Annotated in this window: 26 protein-coding genes; 14 read left to right on the top strand and 12 right to left on the bottom strand. The window is 30.2% G+C overall.

What is annotated here, in order from left to right:
- Positions 1-50: 50 nt before the first annotated feature.
- From C8N27_RS07290 to C8N27_RS07245, 10 genes are all read right to left on the bottom strand, one after another.
- A complete protein-coding gene (locus C8N27_RS07290) occupies positions 51-869 on the bottom strand; it encodes a hypothetical protein (protein WP_121146833.1) in 819 nt (272 codons plus the stop codon).
- Between the two features lie 31 nt (positions 870-900).
- Positions 901-2295 (bottom strand): phosphoglucosamine mutase, encoded by a 1395-nt coding sequence (glmM, locus tag C8N27_RS07285; RefSeq protein ID WP_121146832.1) that lies wholly within the window; start codon positions 2293-2295, stop codon positions 901-903.
- A gap of 155 nt (positions 2296-2450) precedes the next feature.
- Positions 2451-4220, bottom strand: a complete 1770-nt coding sequence (gene rpsA, locus C8N27_RS07280) for a 30S ribosomal protein S1 (protein ID WP_099214398.1) — start codon at positions 4218-4220, stop codon at positions 2451-2453.
- 204 nt (positions 4221-4424) lie between these two features.
- Entirely contained in the window at positions 4425-4772 is a 348-nt protein-coding gene (locus C8N27_RS07275; RefSeq protein WP_147431706.1) for a hypothetical protein, read from the bottom strand.
- A 210-nt stretch (positions 4773-4982) separates the two neighbouring features.
- The gene (locus C8N27_RS07270; RefSeq protein ID WP_167444732.1) at positions 4983-7580 is read right to left on the bottom strand and encodes an FIDD domain-containing protein; all 2598 of its coding nucleotides are present in this window, start codon (positions 7578-7580) and stop codon (positions 4983-4985) included.
- 47 nt (positions 7581-7627) lie between these two features.
- A complete protein-coding gene (locus C8N27_RS07265; RefSeq protein WP_208639307.1) occupies positions 7628-8245 on the bottom strand; it encodes an IMPACT family protein in 618 nt (205 codons plus the stop codon).
- Positions 8245-9108 carry an EamA family transporter gene (locus C8N27_RS07260; RefSeq protein WP_121146829.1) on the bottom strand — a complete coding sequence of 288 codons (864 nt, stop codon included), beginning with the start codon at positions 9106-9108 and terminating at the stop codon, positions 8245-8247. The genes C8N27_RS07265 and C8N27_RS07260 overlap by 1 nt, the downstream gene beginning before the upstream one ends.
- Positions 9105-9716: an HAD-IA family hydrolase gene (locus tag C8N27_RS07255; protein WP_099214402.1), complete on the bottom strand. Its 612-nt coding sequence runs from the start codon at positions 9714-9716 to the stop codon at positions 9105-9107. The genes C8N27_RS07260 and C8N27_RS07255 overlap by 4 nt, the downstream gene beginning before the upstream one ends.
- Positions 9709-10761: a bifunctional diaminohydroxyphosphoribosylaminopyrimidine deaminase/5-amino-6-(5-phosphoribosylamino)uracil reductase RibD gene (gene ribD, locus C8N27_RS07250; protein WP_121146828.1), complete on the bottom strand. Its 1053-nt coding sequence runs from the start codon at positions 10759-10761 to the stop codon at positions 9709-9711. The genes C8N27_RS07255 and ribD overlap by 8 nt, the downstream gene beginning before the upstream one ends.
- Before the next feature lie 4 nt (positions 10762-10765).
- Positions 10766-11230: an LEA type 2 family protein gene (locus tag C8N27_RS07245; protein ID WP_121146827.1), complete on the bottom strand. Its 465-nt coding sequence runs from the start codon at positions 11228-11230 to the stop codon at positions 10766-10768.
- Positions 11231-11281: 51 nt separating this feature from the next.
- Here C8N27_RS07245 and C8N27_RS07240 point away from each other — a divergent pair, with 51 nt between their 5' ends.
- From C8N27_RS07240 to C8N27_RS07205, 8 genes are all read left to right on the top strand, one after another.
- Positions 11282-11773: a GNAT family N-acetyltransferase gene (locus tag C8N27_RS07240; protein WP_121146826.1), complete on the top strand. Its 492-nt coding sequence runs from the start codon at positions 11282-11284 to the stop codon at positions 11771-11773.
- 28 nt (positions 11774-11801) lie between these two features.
- Positions 11802-12650: a peptide chain release factor N(5)-glutamine methyltransferase gene (gene prmC, locus C8N27_RS07235; protein ID WP_121146825.1), complete on the top strand. Its 849-nt coding sequence runs from the start codon at positions 11802-11804 to the stop codon at positions 12648-12650.
- A 308-nt stretch (positions 12651-12958) separates the two neighbouring features.
- Positions 12959-13297, top strand: a complete 339-nt coding sequence (locus tag C8N27_RS07230) for a roadblock/LC7 domain-containing protein (protein ID WP_099214406.1) — start codon at positions 12959-12961, stop codon at positions 13295-13297.
- A gap of 32 nt (positions 13298-13329) precedes the next feature.
- Complete coding sequence (locus C8N27_RS07225) at positions 13330-13704, top strand: hypothetical protein (RefSeq protein WP_099214407.1); 375 nt, start codon at positions 13330-13332, stop codon at positions 13702-13704.
- Entirely contained in the window at positions 13691-13945 is a 255-nt protein-coding gene (locus C8N27_RS07220; RefSeq protein ID WP_099214408.1) for a hypothetical protein, read from the top strand. The genes C8N27_RS07225 and C8N27_RS07220 overlap by 14 nt, the downstream gene beginning before the upstream one ends.
- 276 nt (positions 13946-14221) lie before the next feature.
- The gene (locus C8N27_RS07215) at positions 14222-14551 is read left to right on the top strand and encodes a hypothetical protein (RefSeq protein WP_099214409.1); all 330 of its coding nucleotides are present in this window, start codon (positions 14222-14224) and stop codon (positions 14549-14551) included.
- Positions 14552-14594: 43 nt separating this feature from the next.
- Entirely contained in the window at positions 14595-14969 is a 375-nt protein-coding gene (locus tag C8N27_RS07210) for a hypothetical protein (RefSeq protein ID WP_099214410.1), read from the top strand.
- A gap of 11 nt (positions 14970-14980) precedes the next feature.
- Entirely contained in the window at positions 14981-15172 is a 192-nt protein-coding gene (locus C8N27_RS07205) for a hypothetical protein (RefSeq protein WP_099214411.1), read from the top strand.
- Between the two features lie 6 nt (positions 15173-15178).
- Here C8N27_RS07205 and pdxR read toward each other — a convergent pair whose 3' ends face one another.
- Positions 15179-16666, bottom strand: coding sequence for a MocR-like pyridoxine biosynthesis transcription factor PdxR (gene pdxR, locus C8N27_RS07200; RefSeq protein WP_121146824.1), 1488 nt, complete (start codon positions 16664-16666; stop codon positions 15179-15181).
- Positions 16667-16747: 81 nt separating this feature from the next.
- On the opposite strand from pdxR, the gene C8N27_RS07195 reads away from it, so the two are divergent.
- From C8N27_RS07195 to C8N27_RS07175, 5 genes are read left to right on the top strand one after another with little or no spacing between them, the layout of a single operon-like run.
- On the top strand, positions 16748-17266 hold the full coding sequence (locus C8N27_RS07195; protein ID WP_121146823.1) for a DinB family protein: 519 nt from the start codon (positions 16748-16750) through the stop codon (positions 17264-17266).
- A 36-nt stretch (positions 17267-17302) separates the two neighbouring features.
- Positions 17303-17593, top strand: coding sequence for a DUF1272 domain-containing protein (locus C8N27_RS07190; protein WP_099214414.1), 291 nt, complete (start codon positions 17303-17305; stop codon positions 17591-17593).
- A gap of 3 nt (positions 17594-17596) precedes the next feature.
- Positions 17597-18256 carry a pyridoxamine 5'-phosphate oxidase family protein gene (locus tag C8N27_RS07185; RefSeq protein ID WP_121146822.1) on the top strand — a complete coding sequence of 220 codons (660 nt, stop codon included), beginning with the start codon at positions 17597-17599 and terminating at the stop codon, positions 18254-18256.
- A 38-nt stretch (positions 18257-18294) separates the two neighbouring features.
- Positions 18295-19212 carry an ATP-grasp domain-containing protein gene (locus C8N27_RS07180; protein ID WP_121146821.1) on the top strand — a complete coding sequence of 306 codons (918 nt, stop codon included), beginning with the start codon at positions 18295-18297 and terminating at the stop codon, positions 19210-19212.
- A complete protein-coding gene (locus tag C8N27_RS07175) occupies positions 19196-19882 on the top strand; it encodes a hypothetical protein (RefSeq protein ID WP_121146820.1) in 687 nt (228 codons plus the stop codon). The genes C8N27_RS07180 and C8N27_RS07175 overlap by 17 nt, the downstream gene beginning before the upstream one ends.
- Positions 19883-19957: 75 nt before the next feature.
- Here C8N27_RS07175 and C8N27_RS07170 read toward each other — a convergent pair whose 3' ends face one another.
- A complete protein-coding gene (locus C8N27_RS07170; RefSeq protein ID WP_121146819.1) occupies positions 19958-20821 on the bottom strand; it encodes an outer membrane beta-barrel protein in 864 nt (287 codons plus the stop codon).
- Between the two features lie 132 nt (positions 20822-20953).
- Between C8N27_RS07170 and C8N27_RS07165 the strand changes: the two genes are divergently transcribed.
- On the top strand, positions 20954-22135 hold the full coding sequence (locus tag C8N27_RS07165; RefSeq protein WP_121146818.1) for a class I SAM-dependent methyltransferase: 1182 nt from the start codon (positions 20954-20956) through the stop codon (positions 22133-22135).
- Positions 22136-22155 lie beyond the last annotated feature (20 nt).

The raw sequence follows: 22155 nt of genomic DNA, 5'->3' as shown, positions 1-22155 counted from the left end.
TAGTTAGCCTAAAATAGTTATAATATTAACGTATTTATAACACTTTGTTATTAAAGCCTAAATTTACCTCCTATTAAAATGGTATTTTCAAAAAAGTAAAAACTTTGTGATGCTGTATCTACAGGACTTTTAGTTGTTCTAACATCTGGCATATAAATATAACCTCCTTTTAAATCTGCTTGTACAAAAAAGTGCTTTAAGAACGTAATATTTAACCCTCCGCCAACAGAAGCTCCATACCCTGATAAATGGAAATCATCATGACGTTCCATTCCTAATAAAGTTGTGTTAGTTCTTGGATATAATATTCCTAACCCTACTCCTTCTGTTAAATTGATTTGTAAGTTTTCTAAGTTTAAACCAAACCAGTGACTCACATCATCAAAACGTTTTACTTCAACATTTACATAGTTTAAACCGTCAGTATGCTCAAAACGTAAAAAATCTGCAGCTAAATTGATTGTTTCATTATTATATGTTCCGTCATATTTAGCATTTCCTATATTGATGTTTCCGTTAATTTTAACATCTTGATCGGCTATCATTACATATTTCATGTGATCTACCCCGATAGAAACGGTGTAGTTTTCTTTAAAGAAATATCCTATTCTATAATTTGTTTGTGGAATAGTTACTCTTCCTGGATTAAAGTAGTCATTAAAAGAAAACTTTGTTTGTCGGTCTTGAGCTTTTACATTTTGTAATGTAAAATCATAATTTGCTCCTTTAAAACGAATGTCTGAATTAGAATAACTAGCCCAGTTCCATCCCCAATAAACAAAGAATTTTCCTTTGTTGGTTACTTTTTTCTTTTGAACGATTTCTTCGTTTTTCTCCTGTGCTATTATTGATGCTGAAACTATCAGCATTAATAAACTTACTATTTTTAATTTCAAAGAACTATTGTATTATTTGTTGTATTTCAGTGATAAATCTTTTGGCCAAAGCATCTGCATTTTCTTGACTTGTGCTTTCTGTGTAGATTCTAATGATTGGTTCAGTATTAGACTTACGTAAATGAATCCATTCTTCAGCAAAATCAATTTTTACGCCATCAATTGTATTTACATCTTCATTTTTATAGTTGTTAGCCATGGTTTCTAAAATCTTGTCAACATCAATTTGTGGTGTTAATTGGATCTTATTTTTACTCATAAAGTAACTAGGATATGAATCTCTTAATTCTTTACAAGACATTTTTTTATGTGCTAAATGTGATAAGAATAAAGCAACTCCTACTAACGAATCACGTCCATAGTGAGATTCTGGATAAATAATTCCTCCGTTACCTTCTCCTCCAATTACCGTGTTGGTATCTTTCATCATTTGAACAACGTTCACCTCTCCTACTGCACTTGCTGTATAAGTTCCTCCATGCTTTTCAGTAACATCACGTAAGGCTCTTGAAGATGATAGGTTAGAAACAGTGTTACCACCTCCTAATTGACCTAAAACATAATCTGCACAAGCTACTAAAGTGTACTCTTCTCCAAACATAGAACCATCTTCAGATATTAGCGCTAAACGATCTACATCTGGATCAACTACGATACCTAAATCCGCATTTTCTTTTACTACTAATTCAGAAATATCGGTTAAGTGTTCTTTTAAAGGTTCCGGGTTGTGTGGGAAGTGTCCATTAGGTTCACAATATAATTCAACACATTTTACACCTAACTCTTCTAGTAAAGCAGGAATAGCAATTCCTCCTGTAGAGTTAACACCATCAACTACTACTTTAAAGTTAGCTTTTTTAATGGCTTCTACATTTACTAAACGAAGTTTTAAAACTTCTTTAATATGTTTCTTTATATAATCTTTCTTTTTCTTGTATATGCCTAAATCGTCAACTTGACCAAACTCAATAGTAGCATCATTTTCAGCAATCTTTAAAATTTCAGCTCCGTCTTCACCATTTAAAAACTCTCCTTTTTCATTTAAAAGCTTAAGTGCATTCCATTGCTTAGGATTATGAGAGGCTGTTAAAATAATACCTCCATCCGCTTTTTCTAATGGAACAGCTACTTCAACAGTTGGTGTAGTTGATAAACCTAAATCGATTACATCAATTCCTAAACCAACAAGGGTATTTGCTACTAAGTTACTTATCATTTTACCCGAAATACGAGCATCTCTACCTACAACAATTGTTATCTTTTCTTTCTTTGAATTTTTGTTTTTTATAAATGTACCGTAAGCCGCTGCGAATTTTACAGCGTCAATTGGAGTTAAATTTTCACCTGTATTTCCGCCTATGGTACCTCTTATACCTGATATAGATTTAATAAGTGTCATATTCATTTTTTATTGATGAGCAAATATAAAGCTATTTAAGAAAGTATCCTTTAAAAAAGGGTAAGCTTTAACTGTAACATTTGTTACACAAGGAACTAAAAAAACCGTTAAACTTTACAGCTTAACGGTTTATAAATTTTAAGAAGTTGTTAGGATTATTTTCCTTCCATTTTCTTCTTTAATTCAGCTAATCCACCGATATCTCCTAAAGTAGTTTTTTCTACTTCTTGAGCTTTAGCAGCAGCAGCTTTAATGTTCTTTTGTTCTTCTTCTCTAAAGATAGAAGTGTGAGAAACAACAATTCTTCGGTACTCTTTACTAAACTCAGTTACTTGGAACTTAGTTTCGTCACCTTTAGCTAATTTACCTCCGTCTTCTTTTTCTAAGAAACGAGTTGGAGCGAAAGCTTCAACTCCATCAGCAAATACTACAGTTGCACCTTTATCATTTTTCTCTTTAATAGTACCTTCGTGGATAGATCCGATTTTGTACGTAGCTTCATGAGCATCCCAAGGGTTATCTTGAGTTTGCTTATGACCTAAGTTTAATTTACGGTTCTCTACATCTAATTCTAATACTTGTACTTCTAATTGATCACCTACAGTTACGAAATCTGATGGGTGTTTAATTTTCTTAGTCCAAGATAAATCAGAGATATATACTAATCCGTCGATACCTTCTTCTAACTCTACGAATACACCAAAGTTAGTGTAGTTACGTACAGTACCAGTGTGTTTAGAACCTACTGGGTATTTAGTAGTGATATCTGTCCATGGATCTGGGTGTAATTGCTTCATACCTAAAGACATTTTACGCTCTTCGCGGTCTAATGTTAAGATTTGAGCTTCTACTTCATCACCAACTTTTACGAAATCTTGTGCAGAACGTAAGTGAGTTGACCATGACATTTCAGATACGTGGATTAATCCTTCTACTCCTTCTTCAACCTCTACAAATGCACCATAATCAGCTAAAACAACTACTTTACCTTTTACTTTATCACCAACTTTTAAATCAGCATTTAAAGCTTCCCATGGATGAGCAGATAATTGTTTTAACCCTAATTGAATTCTTGACTTGTTATCATCAAAGTCTAAGATTACAACGTTTAATTTTTGATCTAATTCAACAACTTCGTTCGGGTGGTTGATACGAGACCAAGATAAATCAGTAATGTGAATTAATCCGTCAACACCTCCTAAGTCAACAAATACACCATAAGAAGTAATGTTTTTAACAACACCTTCTAATACTTGTCCTTTTTCTAATTGACCGATAATTTCACGTTTTTGATCTTCTAAATCAGCTTCGATTAACGCTTTATGAGATACTACTACGTTTTTAAATTCGTGGTTGATTTTCACAACTTTGAATTCCATAGTTTTTTCTACATATTGATCGTAATCACGGATAGGCTTCACATCAATTTGAGAACCTGGTAAGAATGCTTCAATACCAAATACATCAACGATCATACCTCCACGAGTTCTACACTTAACAAAACCGTTAACGATTTCACCAGTTTCGTGTGCGTTGTTAACACGATCCCAAGCTTTGATTACACGTGCTTTTTTGTGAGATAATACTAATTGACCTGAAGAGTCTTCTCTTTTGTCAACTAATACTTCTACTTTGTCTCCAACAGCTAAATTTGGGTTGTAACGGAATTCGTTTAACGAAATTACACCTTCAGACTTAGAGTTAATGTCGATAATAGCATCACGATCAGTAATACGTACTACTTCACCTTCGATAACATCGCGCTCGTTTACGAACCCTACAGTACCTTCTAAGGCTTTTTCAAATTCTTTTAATTTAGACTCATCAACTTCATCAATACCTTCTTCGTATTTATGCCAGTTAAAAGTTGCTAAAAATTCTGCTGGATTTACAGCTTCTGCTGTGTTTTTTGTTTCTTCAGACATGTCTGAAATAAATATTTGTATCTTTTTGTTAACCAGATTTCTAACGATACTAACGCCAAGAGAAATTAAACTTAATAAATGTTATTTTCTACCCTTTTTAAATCTGTACTCGTAAAAAGGCGTGCAAATTTACGAATAATTCTTGAAGTAACCTAAAATGTTTTGGTTTTTAGGAGGTTAGTTATTTTGATTAAGTAGATTAATTTAATAATCATCATCTGGTTGCGGTTTTAATAAAAACTTTAGCACAACTTTTTCGTCCAATTTCATAAAATCGTTGTAAAGTATCTCAACTACTTCATTTTTTGATTTTTTAGCTTTTAATAAATCGTATGCTTTAGCAGGTGCATCTTTAATTACCTCTTTTACGAGTTCTTTGCCCATTTCCAAAATTTCTGATTTAGAAAAACCATTTTCTATAAAAGGTTTTACATTCGCTACTACACTAATAGCAGCACCTCTACAAATGTTTTCTTTTGTTACTTCAGCTTGCGCTTGCGAAAAAAGTTGAAAAGAAATAAATAGACATACAATGAAAGTTAGATTTTTCATTTTCATATTTTTTAAAATTAAGTTAAATCAGAGATAAAAGTAATTTTAATTTACTTAAAATCAAACTGTAAAATATTTTTTATTAAAAAAATGATTATTCTATTTCCTTAATCTCTACTTTAAACAGATTATCAAAAACTTCAAAAATGCTTTCGGCTTCTTTTTTTCGTACGGAAATGGTGTACTCGCAGTCTAATTCTAACTTATGTTTTATCGTTTTAATGCAAAATATCCTGAAAAAATATTTTTCTCATCCAAAACAGCCTTAAACCAATAACTATTGGAAGGCATTTTTATATTATTGTAAAATCCATCCCATCCAATATCTTTAGCTGTTAATGTTTTTAAAAGTTTGCCAAATCTGTCGTAAATTTCAATTTTTGAGTTTGGGAAATTCTCAACACCTTTTATTTGCCAAAAATCATTATATCCATCATTATTAGGGGTAAAAAAAATAGGGTAATCAAATGAGTCTGTAGACAGCTTTACTATTAAATTTAGGCTTGTTTCAGAATAACATTGAGACAAAGTATTTGTAACCCTTACTTTTATTAATTCTCTACCACTGGTTTTATTTGTATAAGGGTTAGGTAATGGTGAGGGTAATTTATTTCCTAAAGCATCATAATAAGAAACCTCCACTCCTGTTTGATTGCCTAAAACTATTGATTCTACATTTGAAGTATCAAAAAACTCTGAAATACCATCTTTGTCATCGTCATAAGCAAAAATATCTTGTAAAGAATTAGCTTGAGGTGATTTAATTACAAATAAATTAATTTTCATTTCAGTAAAACAATCAGTTGCTGTTTTTATTACTTTAGTTGTAATTACTTCTTTATTAATTATAGAATTTTTATAATTATTTAAAGAATTTACAGGAATAATATTATCCATGGCATCATAATACTCTATAACTAAGCCTTCATTGTTTGTTGTAATTTCTTTTTCTTTAGACTTTAAATCAAAAAAGGAGAATCCATCATTATTTTCATCACAAACAAAATAATCAATAGATTTAGCTTCAGGTAAAGTGTTTATATTTACTTCAAAGTTAGTAAGGGTAAAGCAATTAGGATTTAATTTATTTTGAATCCTCACATATATCCTTTCTCCTTTATCTTTAATTTGATATGTTTTTTTTAATTTAAAGCGCCCTTCTTCTGAGTTTTTATAATTAGAATAATAGGATACTTCAAAACTATTGGAAGGTAAACTGTTGAGAATTTCTGAATCTTTCAATAATTCAAAATCATAAATTTTGTTAATATCATTTTCACATATTTCTAAATTTGAAGGAGTAGCAATTTTTAAAGGCTCCCCAACGTAAACTTCTTTAGTTAATGTTTTTGTAACATTTCCCTTTTTATATGTAACTGTAACTATATAGTTTCCTTCTTCAGAAAAAGTATGGTTGACTTTCTTTTCTGTAGAAGTGTTTAGTTTTCCTGATTTTGTATCTCCAAAATCCCACTTAACAGAGTCTGAATCGGCATTGAGTAAAAAGGTAAGTGCGTTATTACAAGAGCAGGAAGTTTCTGTTACAATATCAGTAGGCAAAATATTATCTATAATTTTATTTTCATAGATATATGTAATTTCATTATCGTAAGGGTCATTTATTCTACCAAAATATAAGATATCTAAATCATTATCATTATCAAAATCTCCTAATTCTACTCCTCCAAACCTACATTTAGGTAAATTATGTAACATTTCAGTTAAAGTTCCATCTTTATTGTTTTGATATATTTTAGTTATTTCTGAGGATGTACCCCATGGCCCTGTTCCATAATTAATAACATCTAAAAAGCCGTCATTATTAATATCTCCTAACTCAATATCATTTTCTAAAACACCTTCATCTTCTACAGTCAATAAATTGTTGAATTTCATTTCACCTTTATTAATAAAGACATATAGGTCGCCTGTACCATCTCCTGTATCATTGTCTACATTAGGGCTTCCTGTGAAAACAAGATCTTTTAGTCCGTCATTATTCATATCTCCAACCTCTATAGCTAATGAAGATAAATTAGGTAAGCTGGTATTTTGTTTTGAAAACTGAAAGTTTCCTAGGTTTTTGTATAGGTTTACAGAAAAATTTGACTTTGTAGATAGAGCTAACACTAAGTCTTTCAAACCATCTCCGTCAAAATCCACCCATCTGGCAACATTAGAAGTTGAATTACCCCTTATACCATAGAGCTTATCAATAGTTGATATTTCTTCTTCTCTAAAGTTATCGTCGCCTAAATTTTTGTAAGCTTTTACTATTAATTGATTGTTTACATCTATTCCCGCTAAGAAAACATCTAGTAATCCGTCATTATCGATATCAACCCACCTGGATGTTCCATCAGTGATACCTGGTAATTTAAAAGAAAGTTCTTTGAAACCACACCCGTTGTTTAAATTTTTATAAATTTTTGAAATTCCATATTTTGGAGGTCCTCCTGTTGTACCTGAATATAGTAAATCAAGTGTCCCGTTGTTATCATAATCTCCCCAAGAGCAATCTCCATAAATCACTCTAGGAATATTTGTTATAGTACTTTCACTAAAGCTAGAATCGCCATTATTTTTATAAAATACCGCATTTTTAAATTGTAACTTAAAATCTACACCAGTTACAAAAACATCCAAAAAACCATCGTTATTATAATCTACAAAAGAGCTTAAGCCAATATATCCTCCTCTAAAGTCTTTTGTGTTTAATTTATTAAAAGTTTGAGAAAAACTAGAAATAGAGAAGATGACTAGCAACTTAAAGAAAATTACATTAGGTGAGAAAAAAAGCTTATACATAAAACAATTTTTAATGAAGCTGTAAAAATAACTATTTTTCAAACAAATCATTCTATTTCCTTAATCTCCACTTTAAACAAATTATTAAAAGTTTCAAAAATACTTTCAGCTTCTTTTTTACGTACGGAAATGGTGTACTCGCAGTCTAATTCTAATTTTTGATTGATAATATCTAAGTTTCGTTCTTTAATAATACGTTGCACTTTATTCATCATATCGTATCCAAACTTTAATTTATAATGAATATCTATGGTTTTCTCAACAATTTCAGAAGCTTCTAAAGCTAATTGTGCGGAAGTTCGATAGGCGTTAATCAATCCTCCTACTCCAAGTTTAGTGCCTCCAAAATAACGAACAGAAACAATTAAAATATTAGTTACATCAAAAGATTGTATTTGTCCGTAAATTGGCTGACCAGCTGAGTTACTGGGTTCCCCATCATCATTGGCACGAAAACGGATTTTCTCAGTTCCTAATTGCCACGCATAACAATGATGACGCGCTGTATGATGTTGTTTTCGAAGTTCTTCTAACCGTTCTTTAATATCCTCTTCAGAAAAAACAGGAAAAGCATACCCGAAAAACTTACTGTTTCGGTCTTTGAATAAGGTTTCTTCAGAAGGCTTTGTAATCGTTTTGTAAGTGTCTTTTATTTCTTCATTCATTACGCCGAAACTACTAATAAAATACTAATTATGGCAAGCCCAATACCAATCCAATTCTTTTTGACCAATTTTTCTTTAAAAAATGTAAGAGCAAATACCGTGGTTAAAATCACTATAGATACATTATTTATGGTAAAAACTGTAGAGCTTTCAAGTCCTTTTGTTTGTAGTGCTTTTAACAGAAATTCCATGGAATAATAATTTGGAATTCCTAAAACGATACCACCAAGTACTGTTTTCCATTCAAAACTCCCTTTTTTACTTATTAATTGAGCCATTAAAAAGAAAAATCCAAAAAGTAATGCACATCCAAAAATAGTTGATAAAAACATTGGTACGGCTTCTTTAGGAACATAAGTGGTTTCCGTATATTTTAATAATGTATCAATACTTCCAGAACCTAAAAAAAGTAATAGTGGGAACAACAAGTTCTTAAACTGAACAGGAGAAGTGTCACTTTTTGCTGAAGATAAATATACTGCTATTAATGCTAAAATTATTCCTACAACTTTAACTAAACCTATACTCTCATTATATAAAAAAATTCCAATTACTACAGGGATTACTACTGACATTTTTCCTGCTACTGAAGCTACTGAGAGCCCATTTTTTTGAGCAGTAACTCCCATTACATTAAATACAGCTATAAATAAAAAACCTAAAATAAAAGCTCCTAAAAACCAAGGTTTACCTGGTATTTCAGAGACAGGTATAGAAACCTCGGTATGAACAAAACCAAAAGATAACGCTACAGCATAGTTTAAAACAATTGCTTGTAATGTATTTACCTTACAAACATCAAAAAGTTTAAAAATAACAAACAGTAAACTAGAAATAAGAATGCTAAAAATTAAGTATATCACACTGTAAACTCTTTTCGTTTTAGTAAATCAACTACATCTTCTGTTTTGGGACAATTATTCCATATCTGAATACCTAATTGTTCTGCTGTATCAGTATTCTCTTTGGTATCATCTATAAAAAAGGTTTCAGAAGCTTGTAACCCGTTTTCTTGAAGTACAAACTCAAAAATGTTTGTATTTGGTTTTCTAAAATTGACTTCATGCGATAAATAAAACTGTTCAAAACAATCTTTAAACTCATTATACAACTCTTCTCCCCAATCATTTTGAATCCAAGAAATATGTAAGTCGTTGGTGTTACTCAGTAAAAACAACCTGTACTGATTACTAGCCGCTAATTCTTTTAAAAAACTCAATCGATGTTTAGGGAAATCTAATAAAATGGCGTTCCAAGAACGAACCAAATCTTCTTTTGAAATATTAAATTTATCATGAAAAAATGACACAAACTCATCAGTAGAAATCAATCCCATTTCATATTGATAATATTGCTGCATCATATCTTCTGAAATTTCTCTAACCCCTAATTTTGCAAGTTCTTTATATGTTGCTTCTTTGTCTAAATTGATGAATACATCACCAAAATCAAAAATGATGTTTTTAATCATTTCTATATATTCTTAAAATATCGTTATCTATTTTTTCTTCGGAAGAAAGTTTAGCATTAAAAACAGGACGCTTTACTCCTTCTTTTATGTTTATATCTCCGATAAAAACCTTGGCTTCATCCCACAAATTTTCATTAATAAATGTTTGTAGTGTTTGTGCTCCACCTTCAATAATTACGGATTGTATTTGATGTTTATGTAATACCTCACAGATTTGTTTTGCTATTTGAGAAGAAAAATCGATAGTTTCATAAATAACATTTTGTTTTTCTTTCCTCTTTTCTCTTTTATCTTCTTTTTTTTCTGTAATAATTATCGTTTTAATATTTCCATCAAAAACAGTTGCTTCTGTAGAAATTCTTAAAGTTTTATCAATAACAATCCTTATCGGATTATTTCCAGACCAACTTCTAACAGTTAATGACGGATTATCAGCAATTACAGTATTTGTTCCTACCAGAATAGTATGTTCTTCACTTCTCCATTTATGTACTAATTGTTGAGAGTATTGATTAGAAATCCATACAGGTTTTTGTTCTTCTTTTGTTAACGGAGCTATAAAACCATCTTTAGTCTCAGCCCACTTTAAAATAACATAGGGTCTCTTTTTGCTTTGAACAGTAAAAAAGCGCTTATGATGCTCTTTACAAGCCTCTTTACAAACACCAACAGTCACATTTCTACCAGCTTTTTTAAGTCGTTCTATACCTTTTCCTGCGACTAAACTATTAGTATCTACACAACCTATTACTATGTTAGGTATTTCTTTATTAATAATTAAATCGGCACAGGGTGGGGTTTTTCCATGGTGCGAACATGGTTCTAACGTAACATATATAGTTGCTTCTTTTAATAAATCTTGGTTCTGAACCGAGTTAATAGCATTAACTTCTGCATGTGGCCCACCATAAGGTGATGTAAAGCCTTCACCAATTATTTTATTTTTACACACAATTACTGCTCCAACAGAGGGATTAGGTCTTGTAGTACCTATTCCTTTTTTTGCTAACTCTAAACAACGTTGTATATACTTTTCGTGATTCACAGCGCTAAAATTTAATTTTAATATCTTCTACTTTATCAATAGGATATACATGTGAAAATCCTAAAACTTTATATTTTAAGTCTCCTTTAAAATGTACTTTCAATCGCTGATTTATTAACGAGTTTAATATTCCTCCTAAAATCCCATTTTTATTATTTTCAAATACTCTTTTTGAAGGAATTACAACCTTTAACGGAATATAGAATTCTTTCCGAGCTGGAACTTTAAATTCTTCAGAAGAAACTTGTGCTACCTCTACTTGATCGATTAATACTTTTATTTCATCAGTAGCTATTTTGCCACCTATATCGTTTGGGTTTTCAAAATAAGCATTAGCACCAACTCTTATAGTATCAGTAGAAGCCGATAAAAGTTTTATATCATCAACTTTTAAAAAAAATGGTTTTTGTTTTACCGAGCAACTAATTATTAGTAATAAAAAAGGTAAAAAATAAATGAATTTCTTCATGAAAACTCGTGTTTTTTTGGTACTTTGCTCTTGCAAAAGTACTATATTCTTATGACTCCATCTGATTTTATCATTAGAGAAATAAAACCGCAAGATAATGCCGAAATGGCTAAGGTAATTCGTGAAGTATTAATTGAACTTGGTGCTCCCAAAGTAGGCACTGCTTATGAAGATAAAGCAACGGATGAAATGTATGAAACTTACCAAAAAGATAGGGCTGGATATTTTGTTGTAGAACATAATCGTGTTGTTGTAGGAGGAGCTGGTTTTGCTCAATTAGATAATTTTGAAGGAAATATTTGCGAGCTACAAAAAATGTACTTTTTACCTGTGGCCAGAGGAAAAGGTATTGGTAGTAAATTAATAAACTTTTGTTTAAACAAAGCTAAAGAGCAAGGCTTTAAACAGTGTTATTTAGAAACCTTACCATATATGAAAGCAGCTACAACCTTGTATAGGAAAAATGGTTTTATTGATTTAAAAGAGCCATTAGGTAACACAGGACATTACTCTTGTAATGTATGGATGTTAAAAGATTTGTAAAAAAATATTATAAATAGGAAATAACATAATGCAACTAAAACAATACAAATCGTATTTTTCTGAGCAATTAAAATCCGTTTATCCTCAAACAGAAATTGATACTTTTTTCTTTTTTTTAATTGAAGAGTATTTAGAGCTCAAACGTATAGATCTCACGTTACGACCTGATTTTGAAATTTCTTCTGATAAGAGAATATTATTAAATGAAGCTCTAGTTCGATTAAAAGAAGAAGAACCTATCCAATATATATTGACCAAAACAGAGTTTTACGGACTTCCTTTTAAAGTAAATCAAAACACGCTAATTCCACGCCCTGAAACAGAAGAGCTTGTTGAGTGGATTATTAATGAGGTAGATAAAAACCAAGAATCTTTATCTATTTTGGATATTGGAACGGGAACAGGCTGTATTCCTATTAGTTTGAAAAAGCATTTACCTAAAACAACTGTAAGTACTATTGATGTTTCTGAAGAAGCTTTAAAAACAGCCAAACAAAATGCTGTCTTAAATAAAGTTGAAGTATCCTTTATGCATCAAGACATTTTAAAAACTGAGGAATTAAGTGGGGAGTTTGATATTATTGTTTCTAATCCACCATATGTACGTGAATTAGAAAAAGTAGAAATAAAAAATAACGTATTAAAAAACGAACCACATTTAGCTTTGTTTGTTGAAGATAACAATCCATTAATTTTCTATAAAAAAATAGCCGATTTAGCTAAGAATAGCTTAACTAAAACCGGACTGCTTTTTTTTGAGATTAACCAGTACCTTGGTTTAGAAACTGTTGAAATGTTAAAAAACAAAGGATTTAGACAGATTGAACTTCGAAAAGATTTATTTGGTAACGATCGAATGATTAAAGCTTCTTTGTAACTCCAACTCTTTAAATCCCTCTATATTACCTTATCAAATTAACTTTTTTATTAAAAAGTTAAGAAACGTATTTTTATACTTAAACCCTGTTTTATCAAAAAAAAATACTAGTATATCCTCTAAATATTCAGTTAAATTGAGACTAGAAAACTTTTGTTTTTAATTTAATTATCCTTAAAACATAAGCGATAAAACAAAAATTAATTCATTTATTTAACAAATAACCTGCGTTTTATTAATAAAAATAATATTCAAAGTTTTTTTTCAATAATAAAAAAGTTTATATTAGCTGTAAAAGTTATTTAAAATTGGATTTACAAAAATTACTATTAGAAACTAAAACAAGAGCAATTTATTTAATTGACGAAGAAGGTAAAATTATTGACTTTTACCCTCACGATAACGACTTGGTCGAAATAAAAGATAAAATTGCTGCATTCGATGCTGTTATCTTTAATATGTCCAGTAGTTTTTTTAACCTTTTCTTTAAGACAGAATTAAATGAAATGATTTTAAAATCTGACAAAGAAGCACTTCTGCTTTTTAAGTATAAAGAGTACGTACTTTGCTTTTTAGCCGACAAGAACACTAACATCGGTCTTTTAAACTTAATGTTTAAAAAAGAGACTAATACTATTAACATTTAATTATTACTTAACCTAAAAACCCCCCGGAATTTATGGAAAAAATCCTAAACGACTTAGTTCAAAATGTAAAAGAAAATATACCTGGGTATATTGCAATTAGTGTAGCTGAAATAGCTTCAGGTGAATCTTTAGCTTCTGATTCTGCCGACTCAAATTTTGATCCTGCTTTAGCTTGTGCTTATAATGTAGAAATTATAAATGCCAAGCGAAAAGCTATAGACATCTTAGGTCTAAAAGAAAACATTAATGACATTCATTTTAAACTTGATAATCATATTCATGTTGTAGATTTATCCCCAAGCGGAGAGTACTTTATTTATCTAGCTGTTGATTCTAATAGAGCTAACTTAGCTCTCACAAGAACAATGCTAAAAAAATATAAAACAGAGTTAAATGAAGTCTTATAAAGCTATTGATATCAAAAAAATGAGTATCGATAGTGAGTTTCAAAAATATATAAGTTTTTTTCAGAATGAATATAAAACTAAAGTTTTACTAAATGAATCAGCTATCGATTATAACGAAACTTCTAACATAAACAATGTTAATGACTTAAAAAATGCTGTTTATGATTTCTTTTTTGAACCTAGATTTGAGAATGTTCTCGATTTAGTCAAATTCAAAAAACAAAAACCACAAGATGATTAACAAAAAAAAGACTAGATATTAATCTAGTCTTTTTTATCTACTTCTATCTTCTATTTTCACTGGAATAAACAACTTTATTTTTCAACTTCTGACTTTTTAACTTGCTGTTTTTTACGCATCTAAAATTGTTAAAAAAATCATAAAGCATCACTTGTAAAAAAAAAAACAAAAATAAGGTAGTATTTTTGTGACCCTTTCTAAAAAACAGTGTCTTATATAGAGGAAGGAAAAAAAACAAAGAAAACAAAATAATATTATTTAAAGTTTTTAAACTTAATGGGGGAAGTAAGCTTACGAGCATTAATAGAAGAGTCTGAAGCAGATAAAGGACTTATTTTTAATTCCGAAGGAGAAGTAATTGATTCTCATAATATCACCAAAGAAAATAACATTGCAGCAATGGCAAACGTCATTGTTACAATGACTCATGAATTTTTTCAAGATGCTTTAGAATCTGAAAGCCTTGATCAGTTAGTTTTAACCTCAAATGAAGGAGTAGTAGTTATTAATAAATTTGATAAGAATCATATTGTTTGTTTGTTGGCTGATGACGTTTCAAAAGCGGCTATGATTAAATTAACCCTTAAAAAAGTTACCCTTCAATAAATACAGAGTCTTTTTTTATTAATTATATAACAACCATTTTACAATGAAAGAAATCATCAATGATTTTATCGAAAACTTAAAAAGTAAAGTTCCTGGATTTATTGCTGTATCAATAACAGATGTTGGTTCTGGAGAGGCCTACGATTCTTTTACAGTAAACCCAGATTTTGACCCTAACTTAGCTTCTGCTTACAATTTAGGAGTAGTAAAAGCTAAATTAAAAGCAATTGATGCGTTAGCATTAAATGAAGAAATTCAAGATATAACTATTACTTTATCTAGCCAAGTGCACATTATTAACATTGCTCCTAGTGGCACTTATTTTGTTTACTTAGCTGTAGATTCTAAAGAAGCTAACTTAGGTATAACCAAAGCTTTATTAAACAAGTATAAAGTAGAGTTAAATAACGCATTATAAAAAATATAACTGTGAAAAATACGAATCATTTATCTATAGATAAGCCTTTAAAAAAACACCTCAATCAAACACTAAAAGAGTTTCGTAAATATAGATTTTCTGAAGGTGAGTTGAAATCAGAAGAAAAGAAGAGTAAAGATTTTTTCGGGTTCTTATTTAAAGAATACGACAGTATGAATGATTTAGTAAAAGATATGTTTTAAAAGTGCTTAATAGGCACTTTTTTTTATACCCTCGAATGTCAGTTTCAACCTTTCAAAAAGCATCTTTATTTCCTCATTACTATAACTAGCAAAACCAATTCGTATTGAATTATGCTTTTTATTTGCTAAATCATATCGCTGCCACTCTCCTATTTCAAGTTGATGTTTTCTTGCTTCTTTTGCTACTTCATTCCAAGAATATTGTTTATTTAATTGAACCCAAATAGCCATTCCTCCTTTAGGAACCTTAAATTGAAAATAATCTCCAAATTCTTTTTTCAATAAATTACAGAATAAATCACGACGTTGTAAATATATCTTCATTAATTTACGTATGTGCCTATCTAAATCCCCAGACTTAATAAACTCAGCAAAAGTTAACTCTAGTAAAGCATCCCCTTGCCTATCTATATATCCTCTTAATTTAGCTGCTTCATTCACAAAGTCTTCAGATGCTACTAAGTATCCAATTCTAAAAACTGGAGCTACAGTTTTACAAACAGAACCTATGTAAATAACATTTCCAGATGTGTCATGACTTGCCAATGGTAAAATTGGAGCATGGTTATAATTAAAATCATAATCATAGTCATCTTCAATAATAGCAAAATTGTGTTTTTGAGCTAGATTTAATAAATGAATCCTCCTTTGAGCAGATAAAGTAACAGTTGTAGGGTGATGATGATGAGAAGTAACATAAACAGCCTTTATAGGTTGTTTTTTACATATTTTCTCTATTTGATCAACTACAATACCGTTTTCATCTACAGAAACTCTTTTTATTTGTGCCTTTTGATATTGAAAAGTTATATCTGCTGAAGAATAATTAGTTTCTCCAACAATTATAACATCATTTTCCTTTAAGAGTAATTGTGTAGACAACCACATTCCCATTTGACTACCACGAGTAATTAAAATATTCTCTTTAGTTACTTTTAAGCCTCGAGAACTGTTTAAGTAGGTAGCTAACACTTCTCTTAATTTTATATTCCCATGTGTTGAGTTGTAATCTAAAAAAGTATAAATACTCTTTTTAGAAGCTATTTTTCTGTAAATTCTAGCAATTTCTTCTGTTGGAGTAAGTCTTGTGTCTGAAGTGCCATCATTTATATAGATAACTCCTTCTTTTTTCTCCGTTTTCTTCTCTAATAAATGATTATTTTCATAGAAACCATACCCTGCACTTTTACTTTTAGATGTTTTAATAGTATTTACTAATGTTACTTTTTGAACAAGAGGTAAGTTCTTATTCACAAAAGTTCCTTTTTTAGGAACACTTTCTACCCACCCTTGTAATAATAATTCTTCATAACAAGCAACAACCGTTTTTCTGTGTACTAGTAATAAATCAGCCAAAGTTCTTGAACCTACTAACTTTGTTCCTGGTGGTAGCTTTCCCTCTCGGATTAATAAAATAAATTGATTTGCTAATTGCAAGTACAAAGGCTCTTTAAGACTTTTATTAAGCTTTAACGAAGTTTTATAAGGAAACATCTGGACTACTAATTATTTAAAACCTGGATTAAAACAATAGACCATAAATATACTACATTTGAAAAGTAAATAATATAAATAATGAAAAAACAAGAACTTCAACCAACTGAATTTAATGAATTTTACACGGGATACTTATCTAAAATACCAGACAATACAAGCTTAAAGAAGGGGTTTGAAGATGATAAAGAAAATGTTATAAAATTTTTCTCTTCAATTTCTAAAGATAAACTTGAATACCGTTATCAACCAGGAAAATGGAGTATAAAAGAAGTGTTACAACACATAATTGACACTGAACGCATATTTATGTACCGCGTATTGCGAATTGCCAGAAAAGACATAACTCCTATTGAAGGCTTTGACCAAGATATTTATATAAAACCTTCAGGTGCTAATGATAAAACAATAGAAGCTTTATTGGAAGAATTTAAAACAACCCGCTTGTATTCAATTAACTTATTAAACAGTATTTCGAACGAGAACCTATGCAGCATTGGAGTAGCAAACAACTCTCCTGCCTCAGCAAGAGCTTGTGCTTTTATCCTATTAGGTCATAGCGTTTGGCATATGGATATTATTAAAGAACGTTATTTATAGACTAAACAAGAAAAATCTAAATAAAACGACTTAAAAATGTTAGAGATTAGACCTAATTGTGAACACTGTGGTAAAGATTTACCAAATACTTCTACTGAAGCTATGATATGTAGTTTTGAATGCACTTATTGTAAAGAATGTGCTTTGGACGTTTTTGAAAATGTATGCCCTACATGCTCTGGAAATTTTGTTCCCAGACCAATTAGACCTCAAAAGTTTATTGAAAAACACCCAGCATCTTTGAAAAAAGTTTATAGTCCAAAGGATATAGACAAAGCAAGAGAAAAACGCTTGAAATTTAAAGATGTTTTACCCGAAAACAGATAACGTATGAAAGAATATCAAAAATCAAAAATCAATAGAGTAAAAAGAGGTCAAAATAGAGCAGTTTATGATGTTGAAAAAATCAATACTATTTTAGATGCAGGGTTTATTGGTTTTGTAAGTTACACATATGAAGGAAAAGCAATTTCTTTGCCTATGGCTTACGGAAGAAAAGAAGATAAAATTTATCTACATAGTTCACAGGCAAACAGAATGTTATTGTCGCTTTTAGAAGCTGGAGAAATGAGTATGACAGTAATGCATTTAGATGCATTAGTATTAGCGCGTTCAGGATTGCATCATTCAGTAAACTACCGTTCTACTACATTATTTGGTTCAGTAAAAACAATAGAAAAACCTAAAGAAAAAGAAGCCGCTTTATACTGTTTTATGGAACATATGATGAAGGGGCGTTGGAATGGAATTAGACCTATGAAACCTGAAGAATTAGATAGAACATTAGTTGTAGAAATGACAATTGAAACTGCTTCTGCAAAAGTGAGAGATGTTGGAGTAAATGATGAACCTGAAGATTATAATTCACCGATTTGGGCAGGTTTAATACCTTTAAAGCAGATAGCCCTACCTCCTATTTCTGATGAAAATTTAAAAGAAGATATACAAATACCAAATCACGTAATAGAGTATTATAACATGCATAAATAAGCATTTTATAACTTTAAAAATAGCGTTACATTGCATATATGAAAAAATACGATGTTATTATCCTTACCGATGAAAGGTATATAAAGCCGAAAATGCTTGATCGCTATATTCAAAACGTATTAGATGAAGATAACTATGTAAAATTAGCTCTTGAAAATCAAGGGCTAAAAGTAGCTCGTCTTTCTTGGGATGATACAGATTTTGACTGGTCTACAACAAAGTATATTTTATTTAGAACTACTTGGGATTACTTTGATCGATTTCCAGAATTTTCTAAATGGTTAAATGTTGTAAGTAAACAAACAACATTGTTAAATTCAGAAAAAATCATTCGTTGGAATATAGACAAACACTACCTACAAGATTTGCAACAAAACGGAATACATATTTGTGAATCCTATTTTATTGATAAAGGAACTCAGTTTACATTAAATGATATTTCTGAAAAATATAATTTAAAAGATTTTGTTTTAAAACCCTGTATTTCAGGTGCTGCAAGACACACTTACAAAATCAATATTGAAACCATAGACGAATATGAAACTATTTTTTCTTCATTAATTGCTAAAGAGGATATGATTATCCAACCTTTTCAGTACAACATAGTTGAAAAAGGAGAAATTTCGTTAATGATTATGAATGGTAAGTTTACACATGCTGTTTTAAAAATAGCCAAATCAGGTGATTTTAGGGTGCAAGATGATTTTGGAGGTTCTGTTTACAATTACACACCTACCGATGATGAAATTTTGTTTGCTGAAAACGCCGTAAAAGCCTGCATAGAACTCCCTATTTATGCACGAGTAGATGTTTTTACTGATAATAGTGGTAAATTAGCTATTGCAGAACTAGAACTAATAGAGCCAGAACTTTGGTTTAGAAACTACCCTTCAGCAGCAAATGAGTTAGCTAAAGGAATAAAACAATTAATGAATAAAAATGAAGAAGTTATTTAAAATATTAGGAGGATTATTACTTGTTGGAGCTATTGTATTAGCTGTTTTTTATTTTAAAAACAATGAGAGTCTTCCTAGAGGTCAACAAGGACCAAAAGCGGACGCTTTAGCAACAAAAATGCTTAAAGCGTTAAATTATGAAGCTTATAAAACCACTCATTTTATAGAGTGGAGCTTTAGAGGAAAGCATTTTTATAAGTGGGATAAACAAGAAAATATAGTAGAAGTATCTTGGGACTCTAATAAAGTAACCTTATATACAAAAAGCCCTGAAAAAAGTATTGTTTTAGTTGATGGAAAAGAAGTTGAAAACAAAGAAATACTTCAAAAAGCCATAGACTATTTTAATAATGATAGCTTTTGGCTAGTAGCCCCATATAAAGTTTTTGAAAACGGTATTGAACGTAGAATTGTAGAATACGAAGGTAAAGAAGCTTTATTAGTTACTTATACTACAGGAGGATCAACCCCTGGAGATTCTTATTTGTGGATTTTAGATGAAAAAGGTAGACCTACTAGCTATAAAATGTGGGTTTCTATAATTCCTACTGGCGGAATGGAAGCTACTTGGAATGATTGGATTACAACAGAATCTGGAGCTGTATTACCAACTAAGCACGAAATGTCAGTCGGGACATTAGATATGGGAAATGTAAAAGCTTACAATTAGTTTCACTTCTTACATAAACAATAAAAAAGAGCAGCAAAATTGCTGCTCTTTTAATTTTTATATAACTCGAAAATATTATTTACCGAAAGTATAAGTAATACCAAAATTAATTCCGAAAGAAGAATATGGTACTTTTTGAGATAACTGCTTAGAAGTATCTGTGTTTCCTAAAGGTAACTCATCAACATACTCTATATTATCATGAAATAATGCAGCTGCAGAATTCCCTCCTGCTGTTAAAATACCTCTTACCTGATCGATATTTAATGTTGCTCCATTTTCTCTAATAGAAGCTGAAAACTCAGACATTTTAGAAGTATCTCTAGTAACACTAATCCCCATATACTCAAATTCACCAAAAATAGCTACATTTTTAGATAAATCATGCTTATAACCAATTGCTGCAATAGCACCTAAAGGAAAACGTCCTTTAAAATCATGAACAAAATCAACATCTAAAGTTGTTTCTACTGGCACACCTGGTAAAGTTCCTGCAGGTAATTTAATTCCATGCATTTTTCCAATAGCTTCAGTTCTACCTCCTATTTTTGTTAAAAAACCTACTCTACCATAAATGTTATTAGTAAACTTATAAATTAAAGAAGCAGATGCACCGTAAGCTCTACCTCTTGAGTAAATATCAATTTCAGGTTGACCTGCTAGATTAACTTTGTTTATAGTTTGATCTGCTCCGTGTAAATAACCAAAAGAAGCTTCAACTCCAAAGGTATCATTAAAAAAATACCCTCCTCTTAACTGAGTATGTAATCCTTCTCCATAACTACCGTAGGTATTTTCTACGCCTGCAGCTGTTGTTTCAGTTCCAAAACGTACTCCTGCACTAGAAATTGAATAACCTCCTGCTGCAGAAACATAAAATTGAGCACTTGCGCTCGCTGTTGCTAAAATCATAGCAAGCATTAAAATACTTTTTTTCATAATAAATTATTTGTTAACTTTAATTTGATAATAAGTAAACAAACGTAGTGAAAATCTAGGATTAACAAGGCTTTATAACTGTTAAATTATTAGTATTATTGCGGTTAAAAGCTCAATTAAAACCACTTCTTTTTGAATAACAATATTTTACATCCTGAGGTTCAGAGTTATATTAATGATAGCTTAAAAGTCAATATCGAACAATTTATTTTTAAAGGAAGTCCCTTTAAAGACGTTTCTGTACAAGAATTAGCCAATCAAGTTATAGCAAAACAAAAATCAGAGAAGAAATTACCTACTTGGTTTCAAACAAAAAACATTTATTATCCACCTAAACTAAGTATCGAACAAACTTCTTCTGAAATAACAGCTGAATACAAATCAAAATTAGTTAATGGGGATTCAATAATTGATATAACAGGAGGATTTGGTGTTGACTGTTATGCTTTTTCTAAACGATTTAAAAAGGTTGTACATTGTGAGATAAATGAAGAGCTTTCAGAGATCGTTTCATACAATTATGAGCAATTAGAAGTTTCAAATATTAGAACTGTTGCCACAGACGGATTAGAGTACTTAAAAAATGCTTCTGAAAAATTTGATTGTATTTATATTGACCCTTCTCGAAGAAATGATACGAAAGGAAAAGTTTTTTTACTAAGCGATTGTTTACCAAACGTACCCGAAAATTTAGATTTTCTGTTTGAAATGTCAGATACAATTCTTGTTAAGAATTCTCCCATTTTAGATATTTCATCAACCATAAATGAACTAAAATTTGTAAAAGAAATTCATGTTGTAGCTGTAAATAATGAGGTAAAAGAGCTTCTCTTTCTGTTAAAAAAAGAATATAAAGTATTGGTTGAAATAAAAACACTTAACATACTGAAAAGCAAAAATCAGTACTTTGACTTTAAACTAGGAAATGATTTTAAATTTGAATACTCGATGCCATTTAAATATCTTTATGAACCTAACTCAGCTATTTTAAAGTCTGGTGGATTCAATCAAATAGCAAGTCAACAGAAAGTAAATAAATTGCACCAACATTCTCACCTATATACTTCAGAAAAATTAGTCAAAGATTTCCCTGGAAGAATTTTTGAAATCAACAATGTATTTTCCTACAACAAAAAAAAGATAAAAAAGGAGATAACAGAGACAAAAGCAAATATTACAACACGTAATTTTCCTAAAACAGTGGCTCAAATTAGAAAAGAAACTAAGTTAAAAGATGGTGGAAATTCTTACCTCTTTTTCACTACAAATATAAATAATGAACTAATAGTTATTGATTGCACAAAAACCGATTAATATTTATACTATTACTTATA

This window comes from Tenacibaculum discolor (assembly GCF_003664185.1).
Taxonomy (GTDB): domain Bacteria; phylum Bacteroidota; class Bacteroidia; order Flavobacteriales; family Flavobacteriaceae; genus Polaribacter; species Polaribacter discolor.
Note: the sequence above shows the minus strand (reverse complement) of the source record. Positions and strands in the feature narration are given on the sequence as shown.

Excerpts from the sequence above, each read along its gene's own strand:
- C8N27_RS07290 (WP_121146833.1), bottom strand. The coding sequence starts at position 869 with ATGCTGATAGTTTCAGCATCAATAATAGCACAGGAGAAAAACGAAGAA.
- glmM (WP_121146832.1), bottom strand. The coding sequence starts at position 2,295 with ATGACACTTATTAAATCTATATCAGGTATAAGAGGTACCATAGGCGGA.
- rpsA (WP_099214398.1), bottom strand. The coding sequence starts at position 4,220 with ATGTCTGAAGAAACAAAAAACACAGCAGAAGCTGTAAATCCAGCAGAA.
- C8N27_RS07275 (WP_147431706.1), bottom strand. The coding sequence starts at position 4,772 with ATGAAAAATCTAACTTTCATTGTATGTCTATTTATTTCTTTTCAACTT.
- C8N27_RS07270 (WP_167444732.1), bottom strand. The coding sequence starts at position 7,580 with ATGTATAAGCTTTTTTTCTCACCTAATGTAATTTTCTTTAAGTTGCTA.
- C8N27_RS07265 (WP_208639307.1), bottom strand. The coding sequence starts at position 8,245 with ATGAATGAAGAAATAAAAGACACTTACAAAACGATTACAAAGCCTTCT.
- C8N27_RS07255 (WP_099214402.1), bottom strand. The coding sequence starts at position 9,716 with ATGATTAAAAACATCATTTTTGATTTTGGTGATGTATTCATCAATTTA.
- C8N27_RS07245 (WP_121146827.1), bottom strand. The coding sequence starts at position 11,230 with ATGAAGAAATTCATTTATTTTTTACCTTTTTTATTACTAATAATTAGT.
- C8N27_RS07240 (WP_121146826.1), top strand. The coding sequence starts at position 11,282 with ATGACTCCATCTGATTTTATCATTAGAGAAATAAAACCGCAAGATAAT.
- prmC (WP_121146825.1), top strand. The coding sequence starts at position 11,802 with ATGCAACTAAAACAATACAAATCGTATTTTTCTGAGCAATTAAAATCC.
- C8N27_RS07225 (WP_099214407.1), top strand. The coding sequence starts at position 13,330 with ATGGAAAAAATCCTAAACGACTTAGTTCAAAATGTAAAAGAAAATATA.
- C8N27_RS07220 (WP_099214408.1), top strand. The coding sequence starts at position 13,691 with ATGAAGTCTTATAAAGCTATTGATATCAAAAAAATGAGTATCGATAGT.
- C8N27_RS07215 (WP_099214409.1), top strand. The coding sequence starts at position 14,222 with ATGGGGGAAGTAAGCTTACGAGCATTAATAGAAGAGTCTGAAGCAGAT.
- C8N27_RS07210 (WP_099214410.1), top strand. The coding sequence starts at position 14,595 with ATGAAAGAAATCATCAATGATTTTATCGAAAACTTAAAAAGTAAAGTT.
- pdxR (WP_121146824.1), bottom strand. The coding sequence starts at position 16,666 with ATGTTTCCTTATAAAACTTCGTTAAAGCTTAATAAAAGTCTTAAAGAG.
- C8N27_RS07195 (WP_121146823.1), top strand. The coding sequence starts at position 16,748 with ATGAAAAAACAAGAACTTCAACCAACTGAATTTAATGAATTTTACACG.
- C8N27_RS07190 (WP_099214414.1), top strand. The coding sequence starts at position 17,303 with ATGTTAGAGATTAGACCTAATTGTGAACACTGTGGTAAAGATTTACCA.
- C8N27_RS07185 (WP_121146822.1), top strand. The coding sequence starts at position 17,597 with ATGAAAGAATATCAAAAATCAAAAATCAATAGAGTAAAAAGAGGTCAA.
- C8N27_RS07180 (WP_121146821.1), top strand. The coding sequence starts at position 18,295 with ATGAAAAAATACGATGTTATTATCCTTACCGATGAAAGGTATATAAAG.
- C8N27_RS07175 (WP_121146820.1), top strand. The coding sequence starts at position 19,196 with ATGAAGAAGTTATTTAAAATATTAGGAGGATTATTACTTGTTGGAGCT.
- C8N27_RS07170 (WP_121146819.1), bottom strand. The coding sequence starts at position 20,821 with ATGAAAAAAAGTATTTTAATGCTTGCTATGATTTTAGCAACAGCGAGC.